This window comes from Streptomyces sp. NPDC127097 (genome assembly GCF_042724075.1).
In the GTDB taxonomy this organism is placed as follows: Bacteria; Actinomycetota; Actinomycetes; order Streptomycetales; family Streptomycetaceae; genus Streptomyces.
The window spans coordinates 18278-43217 of the sequence record NZ_JBHXFI010000020.1 but is presented as its reverse complement, the minus strand read 5'-3'; the positions used below and the strand labels follow the sequence as shown (position 1 = coordinate 43217).

Here is a 24940-nt window from a genome sequence, read left to right as displayed (position 1 = left end):
CTTTTCCCCAGCCGTCTTTGCGGCGCCCCCGAACCTCGGCCGAACGCCTTTCGCCCGAGGCCAATTCGCCCTGCCCGATGAGCGGTTCTCCGTCTCTCCCGCAGGGCTTCTTCGCCCTGCCCGCATATCTCAGCGGGCTCACCACACTCCCTCACTCTGGAGAAAACACCGAATATGCCGATCGATTTCAACCGACAGATCATCGAGGAGTTCCGCGCCAACGGCGGACGCGTCGGCGGCCCCTTCGAGGGTGGCCGACTGCTGCTGCTGACCACTACGGGTGCGCGGTCCGGCACCCGGCACACCACTCCGCTCGGCTACCTTCCCGACGGCGACGGACGGGTCCTGGTCATCGCCTCGGCGGGCGGCGCCCCGAAGCATCCGGCCTGGTACCACAACCTGGTGGCCCAGCCCCGTGTCACCGTCGAGGCCGGCGTCTTCACCTACGAGGCGCAGGCCGTCGTCCTGGAAGGCGCCGAACGCGACCGGGCCTTCGCCCGCGCGGCCGCGGCCGATCCCGGCTGGTCCGACTACCAGGAACGGACGGAGCGCATCCTTCCGGTGGTGGCCCTGGAGGAAATCCCGGCCGGGCCACCGCGCATCAACGCATCCTCGGCGGGCGCGGCACTCAAGGCCGTACACGACGGATTCCGCCAGGAACTCGCGCTGATCCGCAAGGAAATCGCCGCCTCGGGCCCCGGTCTCGGCGCCCAGCTCCGGGTGAACTGTCTGACCCTCTGCCAGGGGTTTCACAACCACCACACCGGTGAGGACGCCGGAATGTTCCCGATGCTCGGCCGGAACCATCCCGAACTCGCACCGGCCCTTGAGCGACTTCAGGAGGAACACAAGAAACTCGCGGTCCTCCTCGCCGCCCTACAGAAAGTCATCTCCGCCCAGGACGCCGATCCGCAGCGGGTGCTCGCCGAAGTCGAGCGGCTCACAAAGGAGGTGGAAGACCATCTCACCTATGAGGAGGAGCAATTGATTCCGGTCCTCGACGGCGGAATGTGCTGAACCGCCGGCACCACCGGGCGGGCACGACGGTCAGATCGCGCCGTCGTGTCCCGCCCAGTACGGATCCCGCAGCTGCCGCTTGAAGAGCTTTCCCGACTCATCGCGCGGCAGCCGCTCCTCGAAGACCACGGCCCGGGGGACCTTGTACCCGGCGAGCCGCGCCGCGACATGGCCACGTACCGTCTCGGCACTCAGCAGCACACCGGGTTCGGTCTCCAGATGCACGGCGAGGACCTCGCCGAACTCCTCGTCGGGGATACCGAAGACCGCCACGTCCCGGACCCCGTCGAGGGCCAGCAGACAGCCCTCGATCTCCGCGGGGTAGATGTTGACCCCGCCGGAGATGACCATGTCGTTGCGGCGGTCGCTGAGGTAGAGATAGCCGTCCGCGTCGAGGTGGCCGATGTCCCCGATGGTGACGTACCCGGGCAGGCCCGCCGCTTCCATGGCGGCGCGCTTGTCCGGGTCGCCGAGGTAGGTGAACCGGGGCCAGTCCTCGGCGGGTTTGAGGTAGATGTCCCCGGTGGCGCCGGTCGGCAGCGGTTCCCCGTCGGGGCCGAGGACCGCGACTCCGCAGGTGCCGGTGGCCCGTCCGACGGTGCCTGGGTGGGCCAGCCACTCCGCGCTGTCGCACCAGGTCACGGCGCCGGTCTCACTGCCGCCGTAGTACTCCCGCAGCACCGGCCCCAGCCAGTCGATCATGGCGTGTTTGATATGCGGCGGGCAGGGCGCCGCGGCATGCACGACCGAGGTGAGCGAGGACAGGTCGTAGCGCTCACGGACGTCCTTGGGCAGCCGCAGCAGCCGGACGAACATCGTGGGCACCACCTGCACCTGCTCGATGCGGTGGTGGGCGATCAGCCGGAGGAACTCCTCGGCGTCGAAGCGCGGCATCAGCGTGATGTCCAGTCCGGCCGCGAGCGCGAGGACGGCGTGCTGGCTGGGCGAGGCGTGGTAGAGCGGGGCGGGGATGAGCGTACGGCCACCGGGGGCGACGGCGAAGTACTCCAGGAACCGCAGCACCGCCTCCTCCAGCCGGTCCGCGGCGACGGGTTCGCGCAGCACCCCCTTGGGGCGGCCGGTGGTGCCGGAGCTGTAGATGATGGTGGGCGGGCGTTCGGCGGCGGCCTCGGGCAGCGGCGCGCGGCCCGCCAGCCAGTGGTCGAGCAGCGGGTGTTCGCCGGTGGGGGGCGGCGGGGCGATGCCACAGGCGGCCGCGACACCGGCGGGGACGGCCACCTCGACGATCCGTACGCCGTCGGGGAGCACGGCGGACACCGTGGCCAGCAGATCGGTGTGCACGAAGACGACCTTGCTGCCGCTGTCGGTGAGCACATGCCGTAGCTCGTGGTGCCGGAAGTGCCAGTTGACGGGTACCGCCGAGGCCCCGAGGAGCGCGGCGGCGGCGGTGATCTCCAGATGGGCGGGTTCGTTGCGCAGCACCACGGCGATCCGGTCGCCGGGCTCGACTCCCCACTCCGCCAGGCCGGTCGCTATCCGTGCCGCACGGTCGAGGAAGGCCGGATAGTCGCGTTCATGGCCCGCGCAGCGGATGGCCGGGGCCCCGGCGGCGGATCGGACGACGGCTTCCATGGTGCCTCCAGTGAGTGCGACCGGCTCGCTCATTGAACCGGCAAGTGGCGCTACCCGCCAGGGCGCTGACCATGCGTCAGCACCGCTTCCGGCCATCGGACGCCCCCTTCTCGGCCACTCCCCCGCACTCCTCTTAGATCCGAGGTCTTCCGGCTCACCAGCGGCCAACTCCCCCAACCCTGCGCCTTCTTCCCCAAGATGCTCCGATGTTTGTGCCGCCCGGGGTCTTCCGGTCCGGGTGCCGGGGCTGCACCATGCGGGATGGCACAGGAGGCACGTACGTGACCAACTGACCCGAGGAGCGAGCGATGCACAGCCGCACAAGACGGTTCGGGCTGCTGGGACTGACGGGGGCGCTGGGCGCCCTCCTGCTGACCGCCGGCGGCCCCGGCGCCGCCGCACAGCCCCCGCACCGGCCCACCGCCGGCCCCGGCACCAACCACGCCACCGACGATCCCTTCACCTCGGCGCGCACCTCGTGGTGGCGGCAGAGCCGCTTCGGGATGTTCATCCACTTCGGCGCGTACTCGAATCTGGAGGGCGAGTACACCCGGCCCGACGGCACGGTCTGCCGCAACGCGGAGTGGATCAAGCGCGAGTGCCGGATCCCGGACGAGGAGTACGAGCGGCAGGCGGCCACCTTCGACCCGTCCGCCTTCGACGCCCGTGCGATCGTCCGGGCGGCCCAGGACGCCGGTCAGCGCTATATCGTCATCACCGCCAAGCACCATGACGGCTATGCGATGTGGCCGACGCGGCAGAACACCTGGAATCTGCGCGACCACTCCTCCTTCGACCCGCGGCGCGACCTCCTCGCCGAGCTGAAGAAGGCCGCCGACGCCGCCGGGATCAAGCTCGGCTTCTACTACTCGATCTGGGACTGGCACGACCCGGACTTCGCCGGCCCGGGCACCTTCCCGCGCTACAAGAAGCGGATGTACGCCCAGCTCAAGGAGCTGATCGAGAACTATGACCCGGCGCTGCTGTGGTTCGACGGCGAGTGGGACACGGACAACCCCACCAACCCCTGGTCCCGCCGGGACGGTGCGGACCTCCAGGCGTATCTGCACACCCTGAACCCGCGTCTGATCGTCAACAACCGCGTCGGCAAGCGCGAGGTGGTCGACGGCGACTTCGGCACGCCGGAGCAGGAGATCCCGGCGGAGCCGGTGGACGGGCAGCTGTGGGAGAGCTGTATGACGCTCAACGACCACTGGGGCTTCGCCAAGTACGACACCCACTGGAAGTCGTCGGAGACCGTGCTGCGCAATCTGCTGGACGTGGCGAGCCGCGGCGGCAACTATCTGCTCAACGTAGGGCCGGACCGGCTCGGGCGCATCCCGCAGCCGTCCGTCGACCGGCTGCGGGAGACCGGCCGCTGGCTGGCCGCGCACGGTCAGGGCGACGCGGTGTACGGGGCCGGGCACACCGGGCTGGTGGCGGACCCGCCCTGGGGCGCGGTCTCCCGCCGCGGCAACGAGCTGTATGCCTCGGTCACCTCCTGGCCGGCCGCCGGCGCTGCCCTCCACCTCACGGCCAGGGCACCGTTCGACATCACCGCCGCCCGTGTGCTGGGCAGTTCCCAGCGGGTCGAGGTCGCCCGCTCCGGGGACGGCTTCGCTATCGCGCCGTCCGGCGCGGCCACCGATCCGCGGGCGAGCGTCATCCGGCTCACCATCCGGCCGCCGGCCGCGGCACCCGCCGGTAACGGCACCGGGCTGACGGCGCAGAGCTGGGCCAATGACTCCTTTTCCGGCCCGCCCGCGGTGACCTCCGTCGATCCGACGGTGAACAAGTCCTACCGCTTCGACGGCTCACCGGCCCCGGAGATTCCCGCCGATCACTTCAGCACCCGCTGGACCGGCAGCATCCAGCCTCGCTACGACGAGACGTACACCTTCACCACCGTCTCGGACGACACCGTGCGGCTGTGGATCGACGGCAAGCCGGTGATCGACAGCGCCACCCCGCACGGCCCGAAGACCGACAAGGGGACGGTCACCCTGAAGGCCGGTCACCGGCACCGTATCCGGATCGACCACACGGAGCAGACCGGCGAGGCCCATATGAAGCTGCTGTGGTCCAGCCCGAGCCAGGACCGGCAGATCGTGCCGCGGCGTCAGCTCTACGCCGACTGACCGCGGACGGGGCGGGAAGCGGACGGGAGCGGGGGCGGGAAATCGACCGCCCCCGTTGGGCCGTTCGGGTCACCGCGGGCCCTGAGGTGACCGGCCGTGCGTCGGGGCGCCGTTGTCGGTGCCCGCTCCTATCCTCGGGGAGCATGGACAACGACGAGATCCTGCGAACCCATGGCGAGGCTCTCGCACTCTTCGGGGCCCGGGTGCATGCCGTCCGCGACGACCAGTGGGACGCCCCCACACCGTGCACGGACTGGTCGGTGCGCGACCTGGTGAACCACCTCACCGCCGAGCAGCTGTGGGTGCCCCGCCTGGTGCGGGACGGCGCCTCGATCGCGGACGTCGGATCGGAGTATGACGGCGATGTGCTCGGGGACGACCCGGCCGGGGCCTGGGACCGCGCGGCGGTGGCCGCCGTGGCGGCGTTCGCGGAGCGCGGCGCGCTGAACCGCCCGGTCCAGCTGTCCTACGGCACCCAACGGGCCGGCGCGTACTGCACCCAGATGATGGCCGACGCGGTGGTGCACACCTGGGATCTGTCCCGTGCGACCGGCGCCGAGGAGCGGCTGCCCGGCCATCTGGCGACGGCGGCGCTGCGCGAGGTGGAGCCGTATGCCCCGGGGCTGTCCGCTTCCGGGCTGTTCGCCCCCGCGGTCGAGCCGCCGGCGGACGCCGACGCGCTCACCCGGCTGCTGTGCCTGCTCGGGCGCCGGCCCTGACCCGGGAGGAGGAGGCCCTCGGGTCAGGGCCGGCGCCACACCTGAGATCAGCCGATCAGTCGATGCCGCGGAAGATATTCGGCTCGGCGGGATCGTCCTCGCAACCGGCCAGGCGCACCGGGCCACAGCGGTCCCAGACCTCCAGATTGCGGACTTCCTTGATCCGACCTGGCCGCTCGCCCTGCTTCAAACGGGGCTGCTTGTGTTGAGCCTTGTGCAAAGCCACCACGCACTCCTTCATCGAGGTATTGGTTCCGACGCGGTGGCGCCTTGTTCACAAACCGGGAGGTCAGCCAAGGTTTGTGGCGTTCCCGCGACGGGCCAATGGTGTTGGCGTCTCCCAGAAAGGTCGTCCGTCGCCCCTCAGAGTAACGACGCCACACGCGGCGCGCTCGACGTTTTCCCTTGCGAAAGTCAAGTCCTCGAAAAGCGCGAATATTGCCGCCCTCAACGACGGGGGAAAAGGGTGATTTTTGTGATGCACATCACTCACTCCAATGGCCCTGCGGTTGCTGCATTCGCCTCGCTCCCTACGCTGGGGAAGGAGCGAAGGATCCAGCCATCGGGGCCGCGCGCCATGCGGCAGAGCGTGCGGTCTCGGTGCTACCCATGGGCGGGTGGCATGGTTCTCCGATTCCGGTTACTGGCTGGGGCGGCTGGTCTTCCAGCGCACGCTGGCCGTTCTCTATGTGGTCGCCTTCCTCGCGGCGGCGCGGCAGTTCCGGGCGCTGATCGGTGCCCGCGGCATGCTGCCGGTGCCCGCGTATGTGGCGATGGTGCCGTTCCGCGCGGCGCCCTCGGTCTTCCACTGGCACTACTCGGACCGCTTCTTCGCCCTGTGGTCGTGGAGCGGGGTCCTGCTCGCCGCGGCCGTGGCGGCGGGGGCCGCGGACGCCGTGCCGCTGTGGGCGTCGATGGTGCTGTGGGCCGTGCTGTGGGCGATGTATCTGTCCATCATGAACGTCGGGCAGACCTGGTACGGCTTCGGCTGGGAGTCGCTGCTGCTGGAGGCGGGCGCGCTGTCGGTGTTCCTCGGTAACGCCGAGACCGCTCCCCCGGTGACGGTCATGTGGCTGCTGCGATGGCTGCTGTTCCGGGTGGAGTTCGGGGCCGGGCTGATCAAGATGCGCGGTGACACCTGCTGGCGGGATCTGACCTGCCTCTACTACCACCATGAGACCCAGCCGATGCCGGGGCCGCTGAGCTGGTTCTTCCACCATCTGCCCAAGCCGCTCCACCGGGTCGAGGTGGCCGCCAACCATGTCGCCCAACTCGCCGTACCCATCCTGCTGTTCACGCCGCAGCCGGTCGCCGGATGGGCGGCGCTCGTGATGCTGGCCACCCAGCTGTGGCTGGTGCTGTCCGGCAACTTCGCCTGGCTGAACTGGGTGACCATCGCGCTCGCCCTGTCGGCGGCCGCCCCGCTGTGGGCGCAGCCCGCCGCGCCGCTGCCGGCGCCGCCCGTCTGGTTCGAGGTCCTGGTCCTCCTCGCCACCGCCGGGGTCCTCGCGCTCAGCTACCGCCCGGCCCGCAATCTGCTGGCCCGGCAGCAGCTGATGAACACCTCCTACGAGTCGCTGCATCTGGTCAACTCGTACGGCGCGTTCGGCAGTATCACCCGGGTCCGCCGGGAGATCGTGGTGGAGGGGACGGCGGACGCGGTGACCGGGCCGGACACCACCTGGCTCGCGTACGAGTTCCACGGCAAGCCGGGCGAGGTGCGCCGGCTGCCGCGCCAGTTCGCGCCGTATCACCTGCGGCTGGACTGGCTGATGTGGTTCGCCGCGCTGTCACCGGCCTACGCACAGGCGTGGTTCGTGCCGTTCGTGGCCCGGCTGCTGGAGAACGACCGGGACACCCTGCGGCTGCTGCGCGGCAATCCGTTCCCCGATCTGCCGCCGGCCCGGATCCGGGCCCGGGTCTTCCGCTACCGCTTCACGACCTGGCGGGAACTGCGGGATACCGGGGCGTGGTGGCATCGCACCGAGGAGCGGGAGTTTCTGCCGCCGCTCGCGCGGTCAGCTCTGCGCGGAAGGCGATGACCATATCGCGCGCATGGCGCAGTCCGATGCGTACGAAGTCCTTTTCCAGCGCGTCGAGTTCGGCCAGGGTCTCGTGCTCGTCGCGGCCGAGGTGGGCGCGGGACTTGGCGAGGCCGAGCCGGGAGAGCGCCTCGCCACGGGGCTCCTGCATCTCGCGGAACTCCGCCAGCGAGAGGGTGTAGGTCTCCCGCGCGGACTCGTAACGGCCCGCCCGGTAGAAGACGTTGGCGCGCATCTTGTGGTTGTACGCGAGCGCGCTCGCCAGGTCCATGGTGCGGCAGATGGTCTCCGCCTCGGACAGCAGCGCCAGCGCCCGCTCCGTCTCGCCCTGTACGGACAGGACATCGGCGACGCCGCGCAGCGACCAGGCGCGCCCGCGGAAGTCATCGGCCTCGGCGGCGATCCGGGCGGACTCCTCGAACAGCTCCAGGGCCTTGTCGTAGCCGCCGGTGTTGCGGTGCATCTGGGCTATGCCGGACATCGCCCAGACCATGTGCCGGGCCTCGCCGTGCGCCCGGCCCTGTTCGAGCAGCTGCTCATGGAGCTCGGCGACCGCGGCGTAGTCGCCCTGTATGCGGCCGGTCTCGGCGAGGCCGGCGAGTGAGTAGCCGTGGGCGAGGCGGTCGCCGCTGCCGTCGGCCAGCGCGACGGCGTGGGTGAGCAGCCGGCGGGCGAGCGGCAGGGTCCCGCACTGGCGGGCCAGGGTGCCGCCGCTCCACAGGGCCCAGGCCATGGCGCCCGGGTCGCCGGCGGTGCGGGCGCTGCGGTAGCTCTCCCGCCAGGCGTCGCCCGCCGCCGTCACCCGGCCGAGCCGGCGGTTGGCCTCGGCGACCGCGAGCGCGGCCCGGGACCGCTCCAGTGGTGTGCTCGCGTCGGCGTGTGCCCGGCTCGCCGTCGCCAGCACCTCCTCGTAGGAGGAGTTCACACCCAGGGCCGAACCCAACTCACCCTGATATTCCGGGGCGAATGCCTTGCCGTACATATATCCGTGGCCCTCTCGACTCATCTCCGTGCCTTGATCAACAACCTACGAGCGGTGAGGGGTCCGGCGAATCAGTCCGCGTATGGGTTGTGCCGTACGACTCGAGTGCTACGGATGAGGACCATGGTCATCTTGAGGATGTAGGGGTCCGTCAGGGTCATCCCTCCGAAGGAAGACCCCGCGGGCCCGGTGCACCGCACCCCGCGGGGTGCTCTGCTTGCCCGAGCGGGCAGGACAGGACACCCTGCTGACGACCACCCGATCACGGACCACCGACCGCGAGCACGAGGTGTGGCATGGGAGCAGAAGACACGGGATCACCGGCCGGGACCGGGACCGGCCGCCGGCGGTTCCTCGGCACCGTCGCGGGGCTCACCGCGGCGGCCGGGACGGGGCTGCTGTCGGTCCGGGACCCCGGACCGGCCGGGGCCACCCACCGCCCGGGGCCCCGCCCGCCCCGCGTCCGTCCGCTCTTCCTGGGGACCTACACCTCGGTCCCGGGCGGCGGCACCGGCGTCGGGTTCGGCACGTACGACACCGTGACCGGGGAGATCACCGCCGGCGGGGTGGTGGAGGGGGTCGCCGATCCCTCCTACCTCGCCCTGGCGCCGTCCGGCCGGACGCTCTACGCGGTCAACGAGCGGGAGCAGGGCGGGGTGACCGCCATGGCGCTGCGGCCGGACGGGCCGCCCGCGGTGCTGGGCACCCGGTCCACCGGCGGCGCGGGCCCCTGCCATCTGTCGGTGCATCCCGGCGGGCGCTGGCTGCTCAGCGCCAACTACCTCTCCGGCAGCGTCGCCGTGCATCCGGTCGACCCGGCCACCGGCGCCCTGGGCGAGCGCACGGATCTGGTCACCCACTCCAGCCCGCCACCCGGCCCCGGCCAGGACGGGCCGCACGCCCACCAGATCCTCACCGCCCCGGACGGCCGCCATGTACTGGCCGTGGACCTCGGCAACGACACCGTCTACACCTACCGGCTCGACACCTCGGCCGGAAAGCTGAGCCAGGTGTCGTACGCGTCGCTGCGGCCCGGGGCCGGCCCCCGGCATCTGACCTTTCATCCCTCCGGCGACGTCGCCTACCTCGCGAACGAGGTCGACAACACGGTCGTGGTCTGCCGCTACGACCGCCGCAGCGGACGGCTCACGCCCGGTGCGCCGCAGTCCACCGGCACCGGTCCGGGCACCAGCTTTCCCGCCCAGATCCTGGTCACCAGGGGCGGCCACTTCGCCTATCTCGCCAACCGCGGGCACAACAGCCTGACCCGCTATGCCGTGGAGGCGGCCGGGGCCCGGCTGCGGCTGCTGGACACCGTGCCCGTGGGCGGGGACTTCCCCCGGCAGATCGCCTTCTCGCCGGATCAGCGCCGGCTGTTCGCGGCGAACCAGAAGTCGGGGTCGGTGACGGTGTTCGCGGTGGACGCCCGGACCGGGGCGCTGCGGCGCACGGGAGCCCCGTTCACGGCGCCGGTCCCGGTGTGCGTACTGCCGCGGTGAGCACGGCACTCGGGCCGCTCCGGCCCCCGCCGTGACGTTCCGCAGACGGAAACACCGCGGCAACCGCGCCGCAGGACGGGCTCACTAGCGTCAGCCGGATGAGCACGGGAACGGTACGGGACGACGGCACGGCACGGCATGACAGCACGAGCGGGCCGCCGGCCGCGGCGGGCGGCTTGCAACTCCTACGGCGCGGAAGGGGCCGGCCGACGCGGTCTGGGCCGCGCCGGCCGGCGGAGACTCCTAGGCGGCCTGCTGCTCGTAGCCCACGAGCCGGACGCAGACGGCGAGGCCCTCGATGGCCTGCTCCAGCTCCGCGAGGCCCGGGTAGCTGGGCGCGATCCGTATGGTGGCGTCACGCGGGTCGTCGCCGTACGGGTGGGTGGCGCCGGCCGGGGTCAGCACGATGCCCGCCTCGGCGGCCCGGCGCACGACCTCCTTGGCGCAGCCGTCCGGCACTTCGAGGGTGACGAAGTAGCCGCCCTTGGGATCGGTCCACCGGGCGAGCCCGGTGCCGCCGAGCTCCGTCTCCAGAATCCGGGCCACCAGCTCGAACTTCGGCTGGAGCAGGGCGCGCTGGCGCTCCATGTGGGCCCGCACCCCGTCGGCGTCCCGCAGGAACATCGCGTGCCGCAGCTGGTTGACCTTGTCCGGGCCGATCGACCGCTTGGCGTTGTTGCCCAGCAGCCACTGCACATTCGCGGGCGACGAGCCGAAGAAGGCGACGCCGGCGCCCGCCGCGGTGATCTTCGAGGTGGAGCCGAACACGAACGCGCGGTCCGGGTTCCCGGCCTCCGCGCACGCGGCGAGCAGATCGGCTATCTCGGCCGGCTCGTCGGTGAGGTGGTGGGCGGCGTACGCGTTGTCCCAGAAGATCCGGAAGTCGGGCGCGGCGGTGCTCATCGCGGCCAGGCGTGCCACCGTCGCGTCGCTGTAGCAGACCCCGTCCGGGTTGCTGTACTTCGGGACGCACCAGATGCCCTTGACGGCCGGGTCCTCGGCGACCAGCCGCTCCACGACCGCCATGTCCGGCCCCTCGGCCGTCATCGGCACCGGGATCATCTCGATCCCGAACCGCTCACAGAGCGCGAAGTGCCGGTCGTACCCCGGAACCGGGCACAGGAACGCGATCCGCTCCTGGTCCACCCAGCGCGACTCGGCTCCCGGCAGCACGCTCAGCAGGGCGTGTACCAGGCAGTCGTGCATCAGCTCAAGGCTGGAGTTGCCCGCCGCGAGGAGCTGCCCGACCGGCACCTGGAGCACCTCGGCGAAGATCTCCCGGATCTCCGGCAGCCCCTGAAGCCCACCGTAGTTGCGCACGTCCGTGCCGTCGGCGGCGGTGTGCCGCCCGGCCGGCAGGCTCAGCAGGTCCGTGGAGAGGTCGAGCTGCTCGGGCGCCGGCTTGCCCCGGGTGAGGTTCAGCGAGAGCCCCCGCCCGGCGAGATCCTGATAGTCCTTGCGGGCACGCTCCAGCAGCCCGCTCAGGGCTTCGGCGCTCAGCTCGGTGGTCATGGTGTTTCCTCTCAGGCCGGTGGCGCCGCGGGGACGGCGCCCGGGGCTTCGGTACTGCCTGCCGAGGATACAAACCGCCGTTCGAACGCCCCGGCCAGCCCCGGGTGGATCTTGCTCGGGCCCGGCCTGGTGGGGTTCTCCGCCGCTCCTCTATGCCTGTTTGAGGCTTTTCGTCAGGTATGCGCATGGGTGGGCATTCTCCGAGGTATGCGCAGATGGTCGCGGCCCCGCCCCAGATGCACCGGCCCGCCGCCGGCCGGCCAGGCACCCCGGGTGGCCGGGCGCCGGGCCAGGGCGGGCCGGGGAGCGTGGCGTTCGGGGGAAGGCCGGGTGTCGCAGAGGGGGGCCGGGGGGCGCGGCTCGTACGTTCGGGCGGCATGACGAACGCATCGGCTGATCGCGCTTCCGGCCCCACCCGCCGCACCACGCTGACCGGGCTCGTCGGCGGGGCCGGGGCCCTCCTGGCCGCCGGGTGCAGCGCGTCGCCGGCGACGGCGCCCCCCACCCGTCGCACGGCCCGGGCCTACGCCTCGGCGAGCGATCCCACGCCCGGCGTGATGACGCTCTTCAAGGACCCCGCCTTCAACTTCAACGGGCTCCTCGCGCTCGGTGGATCCGGTTACGGCTCCGCCGAGGTGGGCGAGGTCCTCACCGCCGTGAACGCGATCAACAAGGCCGGGCTGTCCGCGCAGACGTACACCGCGACCTTCAAGTCGCTCGGCGACCAGCTGCGGAAACCGCCCGGCAGCGGTGAGCCCGACACGCAGACCACCCGTTTCCGTGCGCTGCGGGCCGCGCAGTACTACGCACAGGCGCTGTTCTTCGTCCTCGGCTCCGACACCCCCGGCAGCGAGGAGGCGCTCTACAAGGCGGGACGCGGCGCCTGGGACGCGTTCTGCGAGCGGTGCGACCCGGTTCCGGTGACGGCACGCATCCGGTACGGGAAGACGCCGCTGCCGGTGTGGTTCTTCCGGCCGGACAGCTCGGGCGAGCGGCGCCCGACCGTGATCCTCACGAACGGCAGCGACGGGCAGAACGTCGACATGTGGACCTACGGCGTGGCGGCCGCTCTTCAGCGCGGCTGGAACGCCCTGGTCTACGACGGGCCCGGCCAGGGCCAGTTGCTCTTCGTCGACCAGGTGGTCTTCACCCCGCGCTGGGAGCAGGTCGTCACCCCGCTCGTCGACTGGCTGTCCGCCCGCCCGGACGTGGACACCGGCAAGATCGCCCTGACCGGGCTGAGCATGGCCGGGGACCTGGCTCCCCGGGCGGCGGCCTTCGAGCACCGGATCGCCGCGCTGGTGGCGATGCCCGGCGTGCTCTCGCCCTGGCTGGGCTTCCCGCCGGAGATCCGGGAGATCCTCACCCCGGACAAGGCGAAGACCAACGAGATCTGGAACAAGGAGGTGGTCCCCGGCATGTCGCCGGCCGAGGCCGCGACGATGAAGAAACGCATCGAGCCCTTCTCGGTACCGGCGATGCTCGCGGCCCGTGCGGGCAAGATGTTCACCGACTTCTACACCCCGGCCACCCTCATCAAGTCGCTGGACATCACGGACGTCGTACGCCGCATCAAGATGCCCACGCTGGTGCTGGACTACGAGTTCGAGCAGTTCTATCCCGGGCAGCCGCGGCAGCTGTTCGAGAAGCTGACGGCCCCCAAGGACTATGTGAAGCTCACCGCGGCCACCGGCGCACAGCTGCACTGCTCCCCGATGGCCCCGCAGCAGCACTGTGAGGTCGTCTTCGACTGGCTGGACGAGAAACTGTCCGGCGGCTGAGCCCCGCTGCGGCGTAGGCACCGGGCGCGCCGGGGGCCCGTCGGCGTCCGTGCGCGGGCCGTACTGCGCGGTCCGTACTGGGCTGCATACGAGAGCCCTAGCCCGCCAGGTACTGCCGTAGCAGATCGCGCAGCTCGGTCTCGAACTCCGCGTAGGTGCGGCGGAGTTGTGCGCCCGGCCAGTCGTCCGGCAGGAGTTCGGCGGGCAGCAGCGGGTCGGCGAGGAGATGGCGGAGGGCGGCCGCCGCGACCGTGAAGCGGTCGGCGTGGGTGCCGGCACGGTCCAGTGCGGCCGACAGGGCACCGGCCCGCCCGGCCCAGCCGGTCAGGTCCCACAGCCGGCCGGCGAGCGCGACCGGATCGTCGTCCGGGGTGCCGGTGAACCAGGTGCACTGGTCGGTGACGACGGCGGGGCGGGGCCGGTCGAGGTTGGCGGGGCGCAGCCAGCTGCCCTCGCGGAGCTCGGCCAGCCGGAGCCCGGCCATGGCCTGGCGCAGTGCGGTGCGCTCGGCCGCCGGGCGGCGTTCCGGGGTGGCGACGACGGCGATCTCCCAGCCGCCGCTCCAGGGGACGGTCCGCGGCGAGCGGCTCTCGTCCTGCCGGGTCTGGCGGGCCAGCAGCCGGGTGGTGAGGGCGTACGAGCCATCGGTCTGCCGCAGGTCACCGGCGGCCACCATCCGGGAGAGCGCGACCCGGACGGTGCCCTCGGCGATGCCGAAGAGCTCGCCGACCCGTACCAGGGCGCGGGCGGGCAGCCGGGGCGGGTGATGCCCGAGGAGGGTGCTCAGCACGATGGAGCGGGCGGTGAGCGGGCGCAGCGCGAGCGCGGCGGCCTCGGTGTCGTCGATCGTGCGGATGCGGTCGTCGTTCATATGTGCCGGAAATTCTAACGAGCGCGGCTCCGGACGGCATTACAGTCTTCCCACGGCTGTTCGGCTTCTGTAACGTCAACGGTATGACCGTCACCCATGAAGTCGTGAATCAGGCCCCGCCGCTGACCGGGTTCAGCACGGCGGACGAGCCGGCCCTGCTGGAGGCGCTGCGCCGGGACGGCGCCGAGTGGGGCGTGCGGGAGGTGACCGAGCTCGGCGCGCTGGCGGGTTCCGCGGCGGTGCAGGACCAGGCCCGCTGGGCGGAGGAGCAGCCGCCGCGGCTGCACACCCACGACCGGTTCGGGCACCGGATCGACGAGGTCGCCTTCCACCCGGCCTGGCATCAGCTGATGACCGTCGCGGTGGAGCACGGGCTGCATGCCGCGCCCTGGGCCGACGGCCGCTCCGGGGCGCATCTGGTGCGCGCCGCGAAGTTCTACGTCTGGTCGCAGGCCGAGGCGGGACACGGCTGTCCGATCTCGATGACCTACGCCGCCGTGCCCGCGCTGCGTGCCGCTCCGGAGCTCGCCGCGCAGTACGAGCCGCTGCTCGCCGCGCGCGCCTACGACTTCGGGCTGCGGGCGCCGCTGACCAAGTCGGGCCTGATCGCCGGCATGTCGATGACGGAGAAGCAGGGCGGCTCCGACGTACGGACCAACACCACGCGCGCGCTGCCGGCCGACGACGGCACCTACCGCCTCACCGGCCACAAGTGGTTCACCTCGGCGCCGATGAGCGATGTCTTCCTGGCGCTGGCGCAGACCGAGGAGGGGCTGAGCTGCTTCCTGGTGCCCCGGGTGCTGCCGGACGGCACGCTCAACGGGATGCGGCTGATGCGGCTCAAGGACAAGCTGGGCAACCGCTCCAACGCGTCCTCCGAGATCGAGTACGACGAGGCGGTGGCCTGGCCGGTCGGCGAGCCGGGCCGTGGGGTGCGGACCATCGTCGAGATGGTGAACATGACCCGGCTGGACTGTGTGCTGGGGTCGGCGGCCGGGATGCGGGCCGGGCTGCGGCAGGCGCTGCACCACACCGCGCACCGGCGGGCGTTCGGGCGGGAGCTGGACCGCCAGCCGCTGATGCGTGCGGTGCTGGCCGATCTGGCGGTCGAGTCGGAGGCGGCGACCCTGCTGGGGATGCGGCTGGCGACGGCGGTGGACCGCTCGCAGGCCGGGGACGCCGGGGAGGCGGCGCTGCGCCGGCTGGCGCTGGCGGCCGGGAAGTACTGGGTGTGCAAGCGGGGCAGCACTCACGCGGCGGAGGCGCTGGAGTGTCTGGGCGGCAATGGCTATGTCGAGGACTCCGGCATGCCGCGGCTCTATCGGGAGGCGCCGCTGCTGTCCATCTGGGAGGGCTCGGGCAATGTCGCCGCGCTCGATGTGCTGCGGGCCCTGGGCAAGGAGCCGGCCGCGCTGGACGCGTTCCTCGCCGAGGTGGAGACCGCGGCGGGCGCCGACCGGCGGCTGGACGCGGCGGTGGCCGGGGTCCGCAAGATGCTCGGCGGGCTCGCCGATCCGGAGCGGGCGCAGCTGAGGGCGCGGTCGCTGGCGGAGCGGATGGCGCTGGTGCTCCAGGGTTCGCTGCTGGTGCGGCACAGCCACCCGGCGGTCGCCGACGCGTTCTGCGCCTCGCGGCTCGACGGGGAGTGGGGCCATGCCTTCGGCACCCTGCCGGCCGGCGCGGATCTGACCTCGGTCCTGGAGCGGGCCCGGCCGGGCGCGGCGGATGCGGCCGGGAACGCTTCCTGATGTCCGTACGGGTGGAGCGCGCCGGGCCGGTGACGACGGTGGTGCTGTCCCGGCCCGCCGCCCGCAATGCCGTGGACGGTGTGACCGCCCGGCAACTCGCGGACGCCTTCCGTGAGTTCGATGCCGATGAGGATGCCCGGGTCGCGGTGTTGTGGGGCGAGGGCGGGACGTTCTGCTCCGGTGCCGATCTGAAGGCGATCGGCACCGAGCGCGGCAACCGCGTGGCCCCGGACGGGGACGGGCCGATGGGCCCGACCCGGATGCGGCTCGGCAAGCCGGTGATCGCGGCGGTCGCTGGCCATGCGGTGGCCGGCGGTCTGGAGCTGGCGCTCTGGTGCGATCTCCGGGTGGCGGAGGAGGACGCGGTGTTCGGGGTGTTCTGCCGGCGCTGGGGCGTACCGCTGATCGACGGCGGTACGGTGCGGCTGCCGCGGCTGATCGGCGCGAGCCGGGCGATGGACCTGGTGCTGACGGGGCGTCCGGTCCCGGCGGCGGAGGCGCTGGACATCGGGCTGGTCCACCGGGTGGTGCCGGCCGGCTCGGCGCGCGCGGAGGCGGAGTCGCTGGCCGCGGAGCTCGCCCGCCTGCCGCAGGCGTGTCTGCGCAGCGACCGGGCCTCCCTGCTGGACCAGGAGGGCCGGGACGAGGAGTCGGCGATGGCCGCGGAGCTCCGTTACGGACAGTCGGTGCTGCCCGAGGCGGCACAGGGCGCGGCGCGGTTCACCGCGGGGGCGGGGCGGCACGGCGCGCCGGACGGCGGCCGGGCGCCGGGAGCCCCGCGCCCACGGAGCCGGTCCGCCCCGGGACCGCGCCGGACTCCTCCCGCTCCGGCCCCGGTCACGGCGGCTGACGGCGGCCGGGGGCCCGCCGCCCCGCGGACGGCCGGTGTCGTTGAACGCCCGTGGCTCTCCGCGTACCGTCGCTCTGCCCCGCCGTCGCCGCCGTCCTCCAGGAGCCCGCCATGCGCGATCTGAACTACCCCGAGGAGGGCGGCACCCGGCACACCCCGCTGCCGCCCGGCTACCACCACCTCCGCGAGGAGCTGCCGCTGGGCCACGGCCGCGCGGTGCTGACCGCGGCGGGCGAGGCGATCACCACCTTCCGGATGCATCGCGCGGCGGGCACCGGAATCCGCTCGGACGCCCCACGGGCCGCGCCGGGCGTGCAGGTCGAGGTGTCGCTGGGGTTCGGGCCGCTGCGGCTGCGGGCGCCGTGCACCGTGGTGTGGACGGTGGCCGAGGAGAACCGCATCGGGTTCGGGTACGGGGCCCGGCAGGGGCATCCGGAATGCGGTGAGGAGGCGTTCGTCGCCGAGCTGCGCGCGGACGGCTCGGTCTGGTTCACGGTGACCGCCTTCAGCCGGCCCGCCCGGACGATCACCCGCCTCGGGGGCCCGCTGGTCCCGGTCTTCCAGCGCCAGTACGTCCGTCATCTCGGCCGGACCCTCCGCCGCCTCGCGAACAGTCCGTGAATTCCGCCTGCCGGGAACCGGCCACCGCCGCCCGCCGCGGCATCCATCACGACACCCGTCGGGCCCGGCCGGCTCCGGCGGCAGCGCGCTCGCCACGACTTCCGCTCACGCCCTGATAGCCCCTGGAATACGGGTAGTTACCGACGCGTAGCATCGCGGCTGCCGATCGCCATACGTCCACTTCCGCTTCATCTTTTCGTCACCATCGCCACTGGCGACCATGAAAGAAAACCAGACATGTGTGATGACGAACTGATCCCGCCGCAGGCGGATATGACCGAGCGGGAGTGGCTGCGGGCCGGATCGGAGGCGACGGCCGGGGGGCCGTCGATGCGGACGACGGGGCGCGTTCCGCAGTGGGTGAACCGGCGGACCCTGCTGGGCGGTGCGATGGCCGGTGCGGCGCTCGCGGTGCTGCCTTCGCCGGCCCAGTCGCCCGCGTCCGCCGCGCCGCGGCTCGGGGGTCCGGGAGCCTTTCCGTTCCCCGAACACCCCAATGGCAAGGGCGAGTTCGCCGTCCTGGTGACCGGTGACGCGGGGACGGGGGACGAGGCCCAGTACGCGGTGGCGGCCGCCGCCCGGGACCTCTGCCGGTCCGAGGGGATCGGCCTCGCCGTCGGCCTCGGCGACAACATTTACGAGAACGGGCCGGAATCCGACGATGACTCGGAGTTCCAGGACAAGTTCGAGAAGCCCAACAGCGGGATCGATGTGCCCTGGCTGATGGTGCTGGGCAACCACGACTGCTCGGGGCTGATCCCCGGCAGCGGCGGCGACCCGTCCCGCGGTGACCGCGAGGTCGCCTACGCCGCCACCTCACGGCGCTGGTACATGCCGAGCCGCTACTACAGCGTGCCGCTGCCCGCCGCCGATCCGCTGGTGGAGTTCTTCGCCATCGACACCATCCCCTGGTCGTCGTACGTGGCCCAGCTCGACCCGCACTACCGCTGGGACGGGCCGTACATGCGCGAGCAGCGGAGCTGGCTGGACGGCGCGCTGCGCGCCTCGCGGGCCCGCTGGAAGGTGGTGATCGGCCACCATCCGTACCTCAACAACGGCAAGCACGGCAGCGCCGGTTCCTACGACGGCTTCGAGATCGGCAACTACACCAGCGGCGTCCACCTCAAGGACATGTACGAGAACGTGGTCTGCGGACGGGCTGATCTGATCCTGTCCGGTCATGACCACACGCTTCAGATCCTGGAGCCGACGGCCCGTACGGGCGGCACCCGGCAGGTGGTGTGCGGTGCGTCGGCCAAGACGGAGGACGGCACGGCACACTTCGGGCACCCGGCGGCCTGGCAGAACTTCTCCGACCACGGATTCATGGTGCTGAAGGTGTCCGGCGCCCGGCTGACCATCGACGCGTACACCGTCGACGTGGCGACCCGGAAGGCCACCCTGGCCCACCGCACCCGCCAGACCCGCCCGGTGGCGGCCCCGGCCGGCGCACCCGCCTGACGACGGCGGCCGTCCCGGGGCGCGCTCCCGGGACGGCGTTCACGGGGGTCCGGCGGTGCTCAGGGGTGCATACGGGCGCCCTTGAGCACCTTGTCGACCGCGTTGCGCGGTCCGTACACGGCGAGACCCACCAGGTCCAGCCCGTCCTTCGGTACCGCCCGGACCGCCGCGCGGTTGTCCCGGTCGTTGCCGGTGACGAAGAGGCCGGAGGTGAACACCGCCCGGGGAAGCGCGCGGGACAGGGCGCGGCCGTGCGCGGCGGTCAGGGTCTCCTTCGTCCCTTCGAAGACCAGGACGGGCTGGCGGAACATGGGCAGATAGGGGGTGCCGTCGGCATCGGCGTACGGCTCCCCGATGACCTCGGGGAGCTCGGAGCCGAGGCCGCTGACCAGGAACGCGGTCACATTCAGCCGCTGCCAGGGCTCCAGGTCCTCGCGCAGCAGCACGGCGATCTTGGTCTCGAAACGTACGGCGGTGTTCTCGTTCGTCATGCCTCCGAGCGTGCCGCCCACCCCGTCACGCCTTCTTGTACGTTCTTGGCATCCTCGCTGGTCAGGGCGAGAACGAGGGGGCCGGGCGGATGCCGGTCGGCGCTCCCGGCCGGCCCGGCCTTCCCGGCGTACCGGAAATGCGGGGCCCGCGGCCCGCGCCTAGGGTGTTCGCATGGCCGCGTTCCGGTGGATATCGGCCCCGGTCAACGGCCCGCGACCGAGGGCACGCGGGGTGCTCGGCGCGGCGTCGCGGGCTGCCGTCCCGATGCGCCGCCGCCCGCGGGAAACGGGCCCGCACGTCCCGCGCGGCGGGGTCACGAGGCACGGCGCACCATGACCGGCCCGCCCGTGGAACCGTCCGACAAGGACTATGACCCCCGGACCGACCGGGCGTGGCGGCATGTCGCGGAGGACGCCCCCGGGGTGTCGCACCGGGAGCCCATCGGACTGCGCGAGCGGCTCTCGCTCAACCGGATGGGCACCTTCGACTGGGATCTGGATCGCGGGTCCATGGACCTGGACGCCGGTGCCATGGAGGTCTTCGACCTCCGCCCGGGCGAATATGACGGCGCGCCGATGTCCCTGGTCACCCGGGTGCCGCCGGAGGAGGGGCTGCGGCTCGACGAGGCGCTCTCCCAGGCCCTCCAGGACGGCCACTCGTCGTACGGCGCCTACTTCCGGCTCCAGTGCCGCGACGGGACCCAGCGCTGGACGCACTCCCAGGGGCGGATTCTGCACGACGCGGACGGGAAGCCGTACCGGATCATCGGCATCGTCCGGGAGGCGACCAGCGAGCTGGCGGACTCCGCGCTGCTGCGTTCGCTCCAGCAGGAGCGGCAGCGGCAGACCGTGATGGTGCAGCAGACCACCGCCGCGCTGGCCCGTGCGCTGTCCGTCAGGGATGTGACCCGGGTGCTCACCGGGGCCGGCGGCGCCCGGCGGTTCGGCGCGGACGGGCTGGTCCTGGGGCTGGTCGAGAACGACGAGTTCGAGGTCATCGCCACCGCCGGGCTGGAGGGCGAGGTGCCCGACGACATGATCACCTCACGGCTGGACGCTCCCCTCCCGCTGGCCGACGCGGCGCGCTCCCGGCGGTCCATCTTCCTCAGCAGCCGTGGCGAGCTGATCGCCCGCTATCCGCGGCTGCGCCCGTACACCGATGTGCTGCCGGCGGGCAGCGCGGCGTTCCTGCCGCTGATCGCGCAGGACACCGTCATCGGTGCGCTGGGGCTGTTCAACGCCGAGCCGGCGGTGCAGTCGCCGGAGGCCAGGAACCTGGCGCTGGCGCTGGCCGGTGTCGTCGCGCAGTCGGTGCAGCGGGCGACCCTCTTCGATCAGGAGCGGGAGTTCGCGACGGGGCTTCAGGAGACGATGCTGCCGCGCCGGCTGCCGCCCCTCACGGGCGGCGCGGTCACCGTGCGCTACCACCCGGCGAGCGTCGGGCGGGACATCGGCGGCGACTGGTACGACGTGATCGCGCTGCCCCAGGGGCGGACCGGGCTGGTGGTCGGCGATGTGCAGGGCCACGACACCCATGCGGCCGCCGTGATGGGCCAGCTGCGGATCGCGCTGCGCGCCTACGCCAGCGAGGGGCACTCCCCGGAGACCGTGCTGGTGCGGGCCTCCCGCTTCCTGGCCGAGCTGGACACCGAGCGCTTCGCGACGTGTACGTACATCCAGGCCGACCTGGAATCCGGGGCGCTGCACGTCGCGCGGGCCGGCCATCTCGGCCCGCTGATCAGCAACAGCTCCCGGCACATCGACTGGCCCGAGGTACGCGGCGGGCTGCCGCTGGGCCTGGCCACGCACTTCGGGCACGACCACTTCCCGGAGACCCAGCTGTTCCTGGAGCCGGGGTCGACGCTGCTGCTGTGCACCGACGGCCTGGTGGAACAGCCCGGCCGGGACATCTCCGCCGGTATCGACGCGCTGTCCGCGGCGGTCCGCGCCGGGCCCACGGACCTGGAGGCGCTCGCCGACCGGCTCTCGGACCATCTGTGGGCCGATCCCGGCTCGGAGGACGATATGGCCCTCCTGCTGATGCACCGGCTGCCCGGCCCCGGGGGCGCCACCACCCCGCGGCTGCGGCTGCATGTCCATCAGGCCGATCCGTCGGGCACCGCGGAGGTCCGCTCCGCGCTGCGCCGCACACTGGACCAGTGGCGGGCGGGCACCGTGATGCACAACATCGAGGTCGCCGCCTCCGAGCTGATCGCCAACGCGCTGACGCACACCGAGAGCGGCGCCCTGGTCTCCGTGGAGCTGCTGCCCGGCACCCCGCGCCGGATCCGGCTGGAGGTCGAGGACCGCTCCAGCCGCTGGCCACGGCGCCGCAGCCCCGGCGAGACCGCCACCTCCGGCCGGGGCCTGATGCTGGTCGAGGCGCTCGCCGACGAATGGGGCGCGGAGCCGCGGGGCGCGGGCAAGGCCCTGTGGTGCGAGTTCGCGGTGCCGGACACGGCGGATATGACGCACTGAATTCCCGTGCCGGGCAAGCCACTTGGCCGCAACCTCAGCTCATGGACGGCCGTCCACCGGCTCTCGGACCACCAGCAGGCCGGGCCGTCATCGGCGGGTGAGGTCCTCCTGCGCCGGGGGGCGGCGGCCCGCTCCGGGCCACAGGGGGGCCGAGCCGACCAACCTGGCCGTTGGACGACTCGGCCTAACCGGAAAGTACCCGCTCACGCCCCCGCCGAAAACCGCTCCGGCAGGCGCGCCATCGGGGTCAACTCCCGTGCGGGTCTTGGGCCGTCACTCCTCCGGCCCGTACCACAGCGTCGTCATGTTGCAGAACTCCCGCATGCCGTGCCCGGAGAGCTCGCGTCCGTAGCCGGAGCGCTTGACGCCGCCGAAGGGGAGGCCCGGGTGGGAGGCGGTCATCCCGTTGAAGAAGACCCCGCCGGCCTGAAGATCGCGGGCCAGCCGGTCCTGTTCGTCGGGGTCCCGGGTCCAGGCGTTGGAACTGAGCCCGAACGGGGTGCCGTTGGCGACCCGCACCGCCTCGTCCAGGTCGGCGACGCGGTAGAGCGTGGCGACCGGACCGAACGCCTCCTCCTGGTCGATGCGCATCTCGGAGGTGATGCCGGACAGCACCGTCGGCTCGTAGAACCAGCCCGCGCGGTGCTGCGGTGGCCGCTGTCCGCCGCACAGCGCGGTGGCGCCCTTGTGGACCGCGTCATCGACGAGCTCCTCCAGGTCGGAGCGGCCCTGTTCGCTGGAGAGCGGCCCGACTTCGGTGTTCTCGTCCATCGGGTCGCCGACGGTCAGCGCGGCCATACGGCCGGTGAACCGCTCGGCGAACGCGTCGTAGACGTCCTCGTGCACGATGAACCGCTTGGCCGCGATACACGACTGCCCGTTGTTCTGGACGCGCGCGGTGACGCCGACGCGGGCCGCCTTGTCGAGGTCGGCGGAGGGGAGCACGAGGAACGGGTCGCTGCCGCCGAGTTCGAGGACGGTCTTCTTGACCTCGTCGCCGGAGACGGCGGCCACCGCGCGGCCGGCCGGTTCGCTGCCGGTGAGGGTCGCGGCGGCGATCCGCGGGTCACGCAGGATGTCCTCGACGGCGCCGGAACCGATCAGCAGGGTCTGGAAACAGCCCTCTGGGTAGCCGGCGCGGCGGAAGAGCTCCTCGATGTAGAGGGCGGTCTGCGGAACGTTCGAGGCGTGCTTGAGCAGCCCGGTGTTGCCCGCCATCAGGGCGGGCGCGGCGAACCGTACGACCTGCCAGAGCGGGAAGTTCCAGGGCATCACCGCGAGCACGGTGCCGAGGGGGCGGTAGCGCACCACGGCGCGGCGCGCGCCGGAGTCGCTGACGTCGGCGGGGTCGGGGTGCTCATCGGCGAGCAGCGCCTCGGCGTGGGTGGCGTACCAGCGCATGGTCTTGGCGCACTTCGCGGCCTCCGCGCGCGCCTGGGCCAGCGGTTTGCCCATCTCCGTGGTCATGGTGCGGGCGATGCCGTCCTGGTCGGCGTCGAGCAGGTCGGCGGCCTTGAGGAGCAGTTCCCCGCGGCGGGCGAAGCTCGTGGTCCGGTGCTCCTGGAAAGCCTGCTCCGCCCGGACCAGATGATCTTCGATCTCGCCCGCGTTGAGCGCGTCGAAGGTCTTCAGGGTCTCGCCGGTGGCCGGGTTGACCGTGGCGATGGCCATGATCAGCACCTCCTTGGTGGTGCGGGGACGTGGTACCCGCGGTATACGGGGCGAAAGTCCGGGCGGCTCCTAGGAGAGCGGCGAAGGAGCCGGGGACGGCTCCGGGACCGGGTCGGGATCGGGTCCGGGCGGACGGGGTATCGGCGACGGTTCCGGCGGTATGGGTTCGGGCGGCGCGGGCGGGACCGGCGGGCCGGGGAGCGGGTCCGGGACGGGGTTCGGCGGTGGGCCCCCCGGATCCGGCGTGGGCTGTGGATCTCGGTCGAGCGTGCGCGCACTGCACGTATACGGTTGCCGCTGCACTGCGGGCCTCCAGAATGAGACGGCTAGTGGCACATCAGCCCCCGTACCCGAGTTTCGCCCGTCCATGGCCCCGGCGCACGGCGGATTGCCGCGGACGGGTTGCGCGCGGGCGGGGCACGGCGTATATGACCCGATCGGGCGTCGCCGGGCACACCGGTCGCGCCCTACCGTGCGGTCATGCCCATGACGCGGAACGGGACAGGGACGAGATCGCGGTCGAGGTCGAGATCGAGGACGCGCCTGGCGGGGGCCGGCGGCGGGCTCGGGGGCGGGGCGCTGCCGGGGAGGGCCCGGAGCAGGCTCTGCGCCGGGGCCGTGGCGCTGCTGTCGGCGGTCGGTCCGGCGCTGGGGGTGCCCGCCGCCCCCGGTGCGGCGGCCGCGCCACCCGCCGTCTCCCCCGCCCCCGGCGTCGCCCTCCCCGCGGCCATGGCCGACACCGGCGGCGGCACCCAGCTGATCACCGCCCGTGCGGCCACCCTCAGCTCCACCACGGGAACCGTGCAGTGGTGGCAGCGCCACAACGGCCGCTGGCAGCAGCGGGGTTCGGCGCCGGCCCGCTTCGGATCCGGCGGACTGGCCGAGGGCGGCAGCCGGGTGCAGGGCACCTCGACCACCCCGACCGGCCTGTACGACCTCCCGTTCGGCTTCGGGACCGCCGCGCCACCGTCCGGCACCACGGTCCCGTACCGCAGGGTCGGCCCACACTCCTGGTGGTGCGAGGACAACGCCTCCGCCTCCTACAACCGCTGGGTGGACCCGCTGCCGCCCGACTGCGCGGCCGCCGAGTCCGAGCGGCTGGCCGGCTACCCGACGCAGTACAGCCGGGCCCTGGTCATCGGCTTCAACTACCACCGCCCGGTGCACGGCCGCGGAGCCGGAATCTTCCTCCATGTCCACGGGAAGGGCGCCACGGCCGGCTGTGTGTCCGTACCGGCCGGGGCGATGGCGCGCATCCTGTCCTGGGTCCGGCCGTCCGCGCATCCACATATGGCCATCGGGACGGCGTCCGGGCCGACGGCGCTGACGCGCTACTGACCGGGGGCGCGGGGCGCGGCGTACGGCTTACGGCTCACGGCGGGGAAGGTGATCCGCAGTGGCGCCGAACTCCCGCCTGCCCGACGGGATCTGATCCGGTGCTGCTGTAGGGGCGCGCCGGGGGCACA

At 72.4% G+C, this 24940-nt stretch carries 18 protein-coding genes and 1 pseudogene; 12 read left to right on the top strand and 7 right to left on the bottom strand.

The window, feature by feature from the left end; all coding sequences use genetic code 11:
* The first annotated feature begins 174 nt into the window (after positions 1-174).
* On the top strand, positions 175-1017 hold the full coding sequence (locus ACFWJW_RS17595) for a nitroreductase/quinone reductase family protein (RefSeq protein ID WP_387241460.1): 843 nt from the start codon (positions 175-177) through the stop codon (positions 1015-1017).
* Positions 1018-1047: 30 nt separating this feature from the next.
* On the opposite strand, the gene ACFWJW_RS17590 is transcribed toward ACFWJW_RS17595, so the two are convergent.
* Positions 1048-2610: an AMP-binding protein gene (locus tag ACFWJW_RS17590; protein ID WP_387241457.1), complete on the bottom strand. Its 1563-nt coding sequence runs from the start codon at positions 2608-2610 to the stop codon at positions 1048-1050.
* A 308-nt stretch (positions 2611-2918) separates the two neighbouring features.
* Between ACFWJW_RS17590 and ACFWJW_RS17585 the strand changes: the two genes are divergently transcribed.
* Positions 2919-4748, top strand: coding sequence for an alpha-L-fucosidase (locus tag ACFWJW_RS17585; protein WP_387241454.1), 1830 nt, complete (start codon positions 2919-2921; stop codon positions 4746-4748).
* A 143-nt stretch (positions 4749-4891) separates the two neighbouring features.
* A complete protein-coding gene (locus tag ACFWJW_RS17580) occupies positions 4892-5467 on the top strand; it encodes a TIGR03086 family metal-binding protein (RefSeq protein WP_387241451.1) in 576 nt (191 codons plus the stop codon).
* A gap of 55 nt (positions 5468-5522) precedes the next feature.
* Here the strand turns inward: ACFWJW_RS17580 and ACFWJW_RS17575 are convergent, their stop codons facing one another.
* Positions 5523-5693: a hypothetical protein gene (locus ACFWJW_RS17575; protein ID WP_387241448.1), complete on the bottom strand. Its 171-nt coding sequence runs from the start codon at positions 5691-5693 to the stop codon at positions 5523-5525.
* A 391-nt stretch (positions 5694-6084) separates the two neighbouring features.
* On the opposite strand from ACFWJW_RS17575, the gene ACFWJW_RS17570 reads away from it, so the two are divergent.
* Positions 6085-7509, top strand: coding sequence for a lipase maturation factor family protein (locus ACFWJW_RS17570; protein ID WP_387241445.1), 1425 nt, complete (start codon positions 6085-6087; stop codon positions 7507-7509).
* On the opposite strand, the gene ACFWJW_RS17565 is transcribed toward ACFWJW_RS17570, so the two are convergent.
* Positions 7403-8491 (bottom strand): tetratricopeptide repeat protein, encoded by a 1089-nt coding sequence (locus tag ACFWJW_RS17565; protein ID WP_387241641.1) that lies wholly within the window; start codon positions 8489-8491, stop codon positions 7403-7405. The genes ACFWJW_RS17570 and ACFWJW_RS17565 overlap by 107 nt on opposite strands.
* Before the next feature lie 296 nt (positions 8492-8787).
* On the opposite strand from ACFWJW_RS17565, the gene ACFWJW_RS17560 reads away from it, so the two are divergent.
* On the top strand, positions 8788-9990 hold the full coding sequence (locus tag ACFWJW_RS17560; RefSeq protein ID WP_387241442.1) for a lactonase family protein: 1203 nt from the start codon (positions 8788-8790) through the stop codon (positions 9988-9990).
* 243 nt (positions 9991-10233) lie between these two features.
* On the opposite strand, the gene ACFWJW_RS17555 is transcribed toward ACFWJW_RS17560, so the two are convergent.
* The gene (locus ACFWJW_RS17555; protein ID WP_387241438.1) at positions 10234-11502 is read right to left on the bottom strand and encodes an aminotransferase class I/II-fold pyridoxal phosphate-dependent enzyme; all 1269 of its coding nucleotides are present in this window, start codon (positions 11500-11502) and stop codon (positions 10234-10236) included.
* Between the two features lie 377 nt (positions 11503-11879).
* On the opposite strand from ACFWJW_RS17555, the gene ACFWJW_RS17550 reads away from it, so the two are divergent.
* The gene (locus ACFWJW_RS17550) at positions 11880-13283 is read left to right on the top strand and encodes an alpha/beta hydrolase family protein (protein WP_387241434.1); all 1404 of its coding nucleotides are present in this window, start codon (positions 11880-11882) and stop codon (positions 13281-13283) included.
* A 97-nt stretch (positions 13284-13380) separates the two neighbouring features.
* Here ACFWJW_RS17550 and ACFWJW_RS17545 read toward each other — a convergent pair whose 3' ends face one another.
* Entirely contained in the window at positions 13381-14154 is a 774-nt protein-coding gene (locus tag ACFWJW_RS17545) for a PaaX family transcriptional regulator C-terminal domain-containing protein (protein WP_387241431.1), read from the bottom strand.
* 83 nt (positions 14155-14237) lie between these two features.
* Here ACFWJW_RS17545 and ACFWJW_RS17540 point away from each other — a divergent pair, with 83 nt between their 5' ends.
* The 4 genes and pseudogenes from ACFWJW_RS17540 (at position 14238) to ACFWJW_RS17525 (ending at position 18834) form a co-directional block, all read left to right on the top strand.
* Complete coding sequence (locus ACFWJW_RS17540) at positions 14238-15902, top strand: acyl-CoA dehydrogenase family protein (RefSeq protein ID WP_387241428.1); 1665 nt, start codon at positions 14238-14240, stop codon at positions 15900-15902.
* Positions 15902-16657, top strand: a pseudogene (locus ACFWJW_RS17535) (crotonase/enoyl-CoA hydratase family protein); the annotation flags it as partial. The gene ACFWJW_RS17540 and the pseudogene ACFWJW_RS17535, both read left to right, overlap by 1 nt.
* A gap of 206 nt (positions 16658-16863) precedes the next feature.
* The gene (locus ACFWJW_RS17530; protein WP_387241425.1) at positions 16864-17373 is read left to right on the top strand and encodes a DUF1990 family protein; all 510 of its coding nucleotides are present in this window, start codon (positions 16864-16866) and stop codon (positions 17371-17373) included.
* A 237-nt stretch (positions 17374-17610) separates the two neighbouring features.
* Positions 17611-18834 (top strand): metallophosphoesterase, encoded by a 1224-nt coding sequence (locus ACFWJW_RS17525; RefSeq protein WP_387241422.1) that lies wholly within the window; start codon positions 17611-17613, stop codon positions 18832-18834.
* 59 nt (positions 18835-18893) lie between these two features.
* On the opposite strand, the gene ACFWJW_RS17520 is transcribed toward ACFWJW_RS17525, so the two are convergent.
* Positions 18894-19325, bottom strand: coding sequence for a DUF2000 family protein (locus ACFWJW_RS17520; protein ID WP_387241419.1), 432 nt, complete (start codon positions 19323-19325; stop codon positions 18894-18896).
* 333 nt (positions 19326-19658) lie between these two features.
* Between ACFWJW_RS17520 and ACFWJW_RS17515 the strand changes: the two genes are divergently transcribed.
* Positions 19659-21803, top strand: a complete 2145-nt coding sequence (locus tag ACFWJW_RS17515) for a SpoIIE family protein phosphatase (protein WP_387241415.1) — start codon at positions 19659-19661, stop codon at positions 21801-21803.
* A gap of 273 nt (positions 21804-22076) precedes the next feature.
* Here the strand turns inward: ACFWJW_RS17515 and ACFWJW_RS17510 are convergent, their stop codons facing one another.
* Entirely contained in the window at positions 22077-23474 is a 1398-nt protein-coding gene (locus tag ACFWJW_RS17510; RefSeq protein WP_387241412.1) for an NADP-dependent succinic semialdehyde dehydrogenase, read from the bottom strand.
* Between the two features lie 618 nt (positions 23475-24092).
* On the opposite strand from ACFWJW_RS17510, the gene ACFWJW_RS17505 reads away from it, so the two are divergent.
* Positions 24093-24812, top strand: coding sequence for a L,D-transpeptidase (locus ACFWJW_RS17505; RefSeq protein WP_387241409.1), 720 nt, complete (start codon positions 24093-24095; stop codon positions 24810-24812).
* The last annotated feature ends 128 nt before the right edge of the window (positions 24813-24940 follow it).

Excerpts from the sequence above, each read along its gene's own strand:
- ACFWJW_RS17595 (WP_387241460.1), top strand. The coding sequence starts at position 175 with ATGCCGATCGATTTCAACCGACAGATCATCGAGGAGTTCCGCGCCAAC.
- ACFWJW_RS17590 (WP_387241457.1), bottom strand. The coding sequence starts at position 2,610 with ATGGAAGCCGTCGTCCGATCCGCCGCCGGGGCCCCGGCCATCCGCTGC.
- ACFWJW_RS17585 (WP_387241454.1), top strand. The coding sequence starts at position 2,919 with ATGCACAGCCGCACAAGACGGTTCGGGCTGCTGGGACTGACGGGGGCG.
- ACFWJW_RS17580 (WP_387241451.1), top strand. The coding sequence starts at position 4,892 with ATGGACAACGACGAGATCCTGCGAACCCATGGCGAGGCTCTCGCACTC.
- ACFWJW_RS17565 (WP_387241641.1), bottom strand. The coding sequence starts at position 8,491 with ATGTACGGCAAGGCATTCGCCCCGGAATATCAGGGTGAGTTGGGTTCG.
- ACFWJW_RS17560 (WP_387241442.1), top strand. The coding sequence starts at position 8,788 with ATGGGAGCAGAAGACACGGGATCACCGGCCGGGACCGGGACCGGCCGC.
- ACFWJW_RS17555 (WP_387241438.1), bottom strand. The coding sequence starts at position 11,502 with ATGACCACCGAGCTGAGCGCCGAAGCCCTGAGCGGGCTGCTGGAGCGT.
- ACFWJW_RS17550 (WP_387241434.1), top strand. The coding sequence starts at position 11,880 with ATGACGAACGCATCGGCTGATCGCGCTTCCGGCCCCACCCGCCGCACC.
- ACFWJW_RS17545 (WP_387241431.1), bottom strand. The coding sequence starts at position 14,154 with ATGAACGACGACCGCATCCGCACGATCGACGACACCGAGGCCGCCGCG.
- ACFWJW_RS17540 (WP_387241428.1), top strand. The coding sequence starts at position 14,238 with ATGACCGTCACCCATGAAGTCGTGAATCAGGCCCCGCCGCTGACCGGG.
- ACFWJW_RS17530 (WP_387241425.1), top strand. The coding sequence starts at position 16,864 with ATGCGCGATCTGAACTACCCCGAGGAGGGCGGCACCCGGCACACCCCG.
- ACFWJW_RS17525 (WP_387241422.1), top strand. The coding sequence starts at position 17,611 with ATGTGTGATGACGAACTGATCCCGCCGCAGGCGGATATGACCGAGCGG.
- ACFWJW_RS17520 (WP_387241419.1), bottom strand. The coding sequence starts at position 19,325 with ATGACGAACGAGAACACCGCCGTACGTTTCGAGACCAAGATCGCCGTG.
- ACFWJW_RS17515 (WP_387241415.1), top strand. The coding sequence starts at position 19,659 with ATGACCGGCCCGCCCGTGGAACCGTCCGACAAGGACTATGACCCCCGG.
- ACFWJW_RS17510 (WP_387241412.1), bottom strand. The coding sequence starts at position 23,474 with ATGGCCATCGCCACGGTCAACCCGGCCACCGGCGAGACCCTGAAGACC.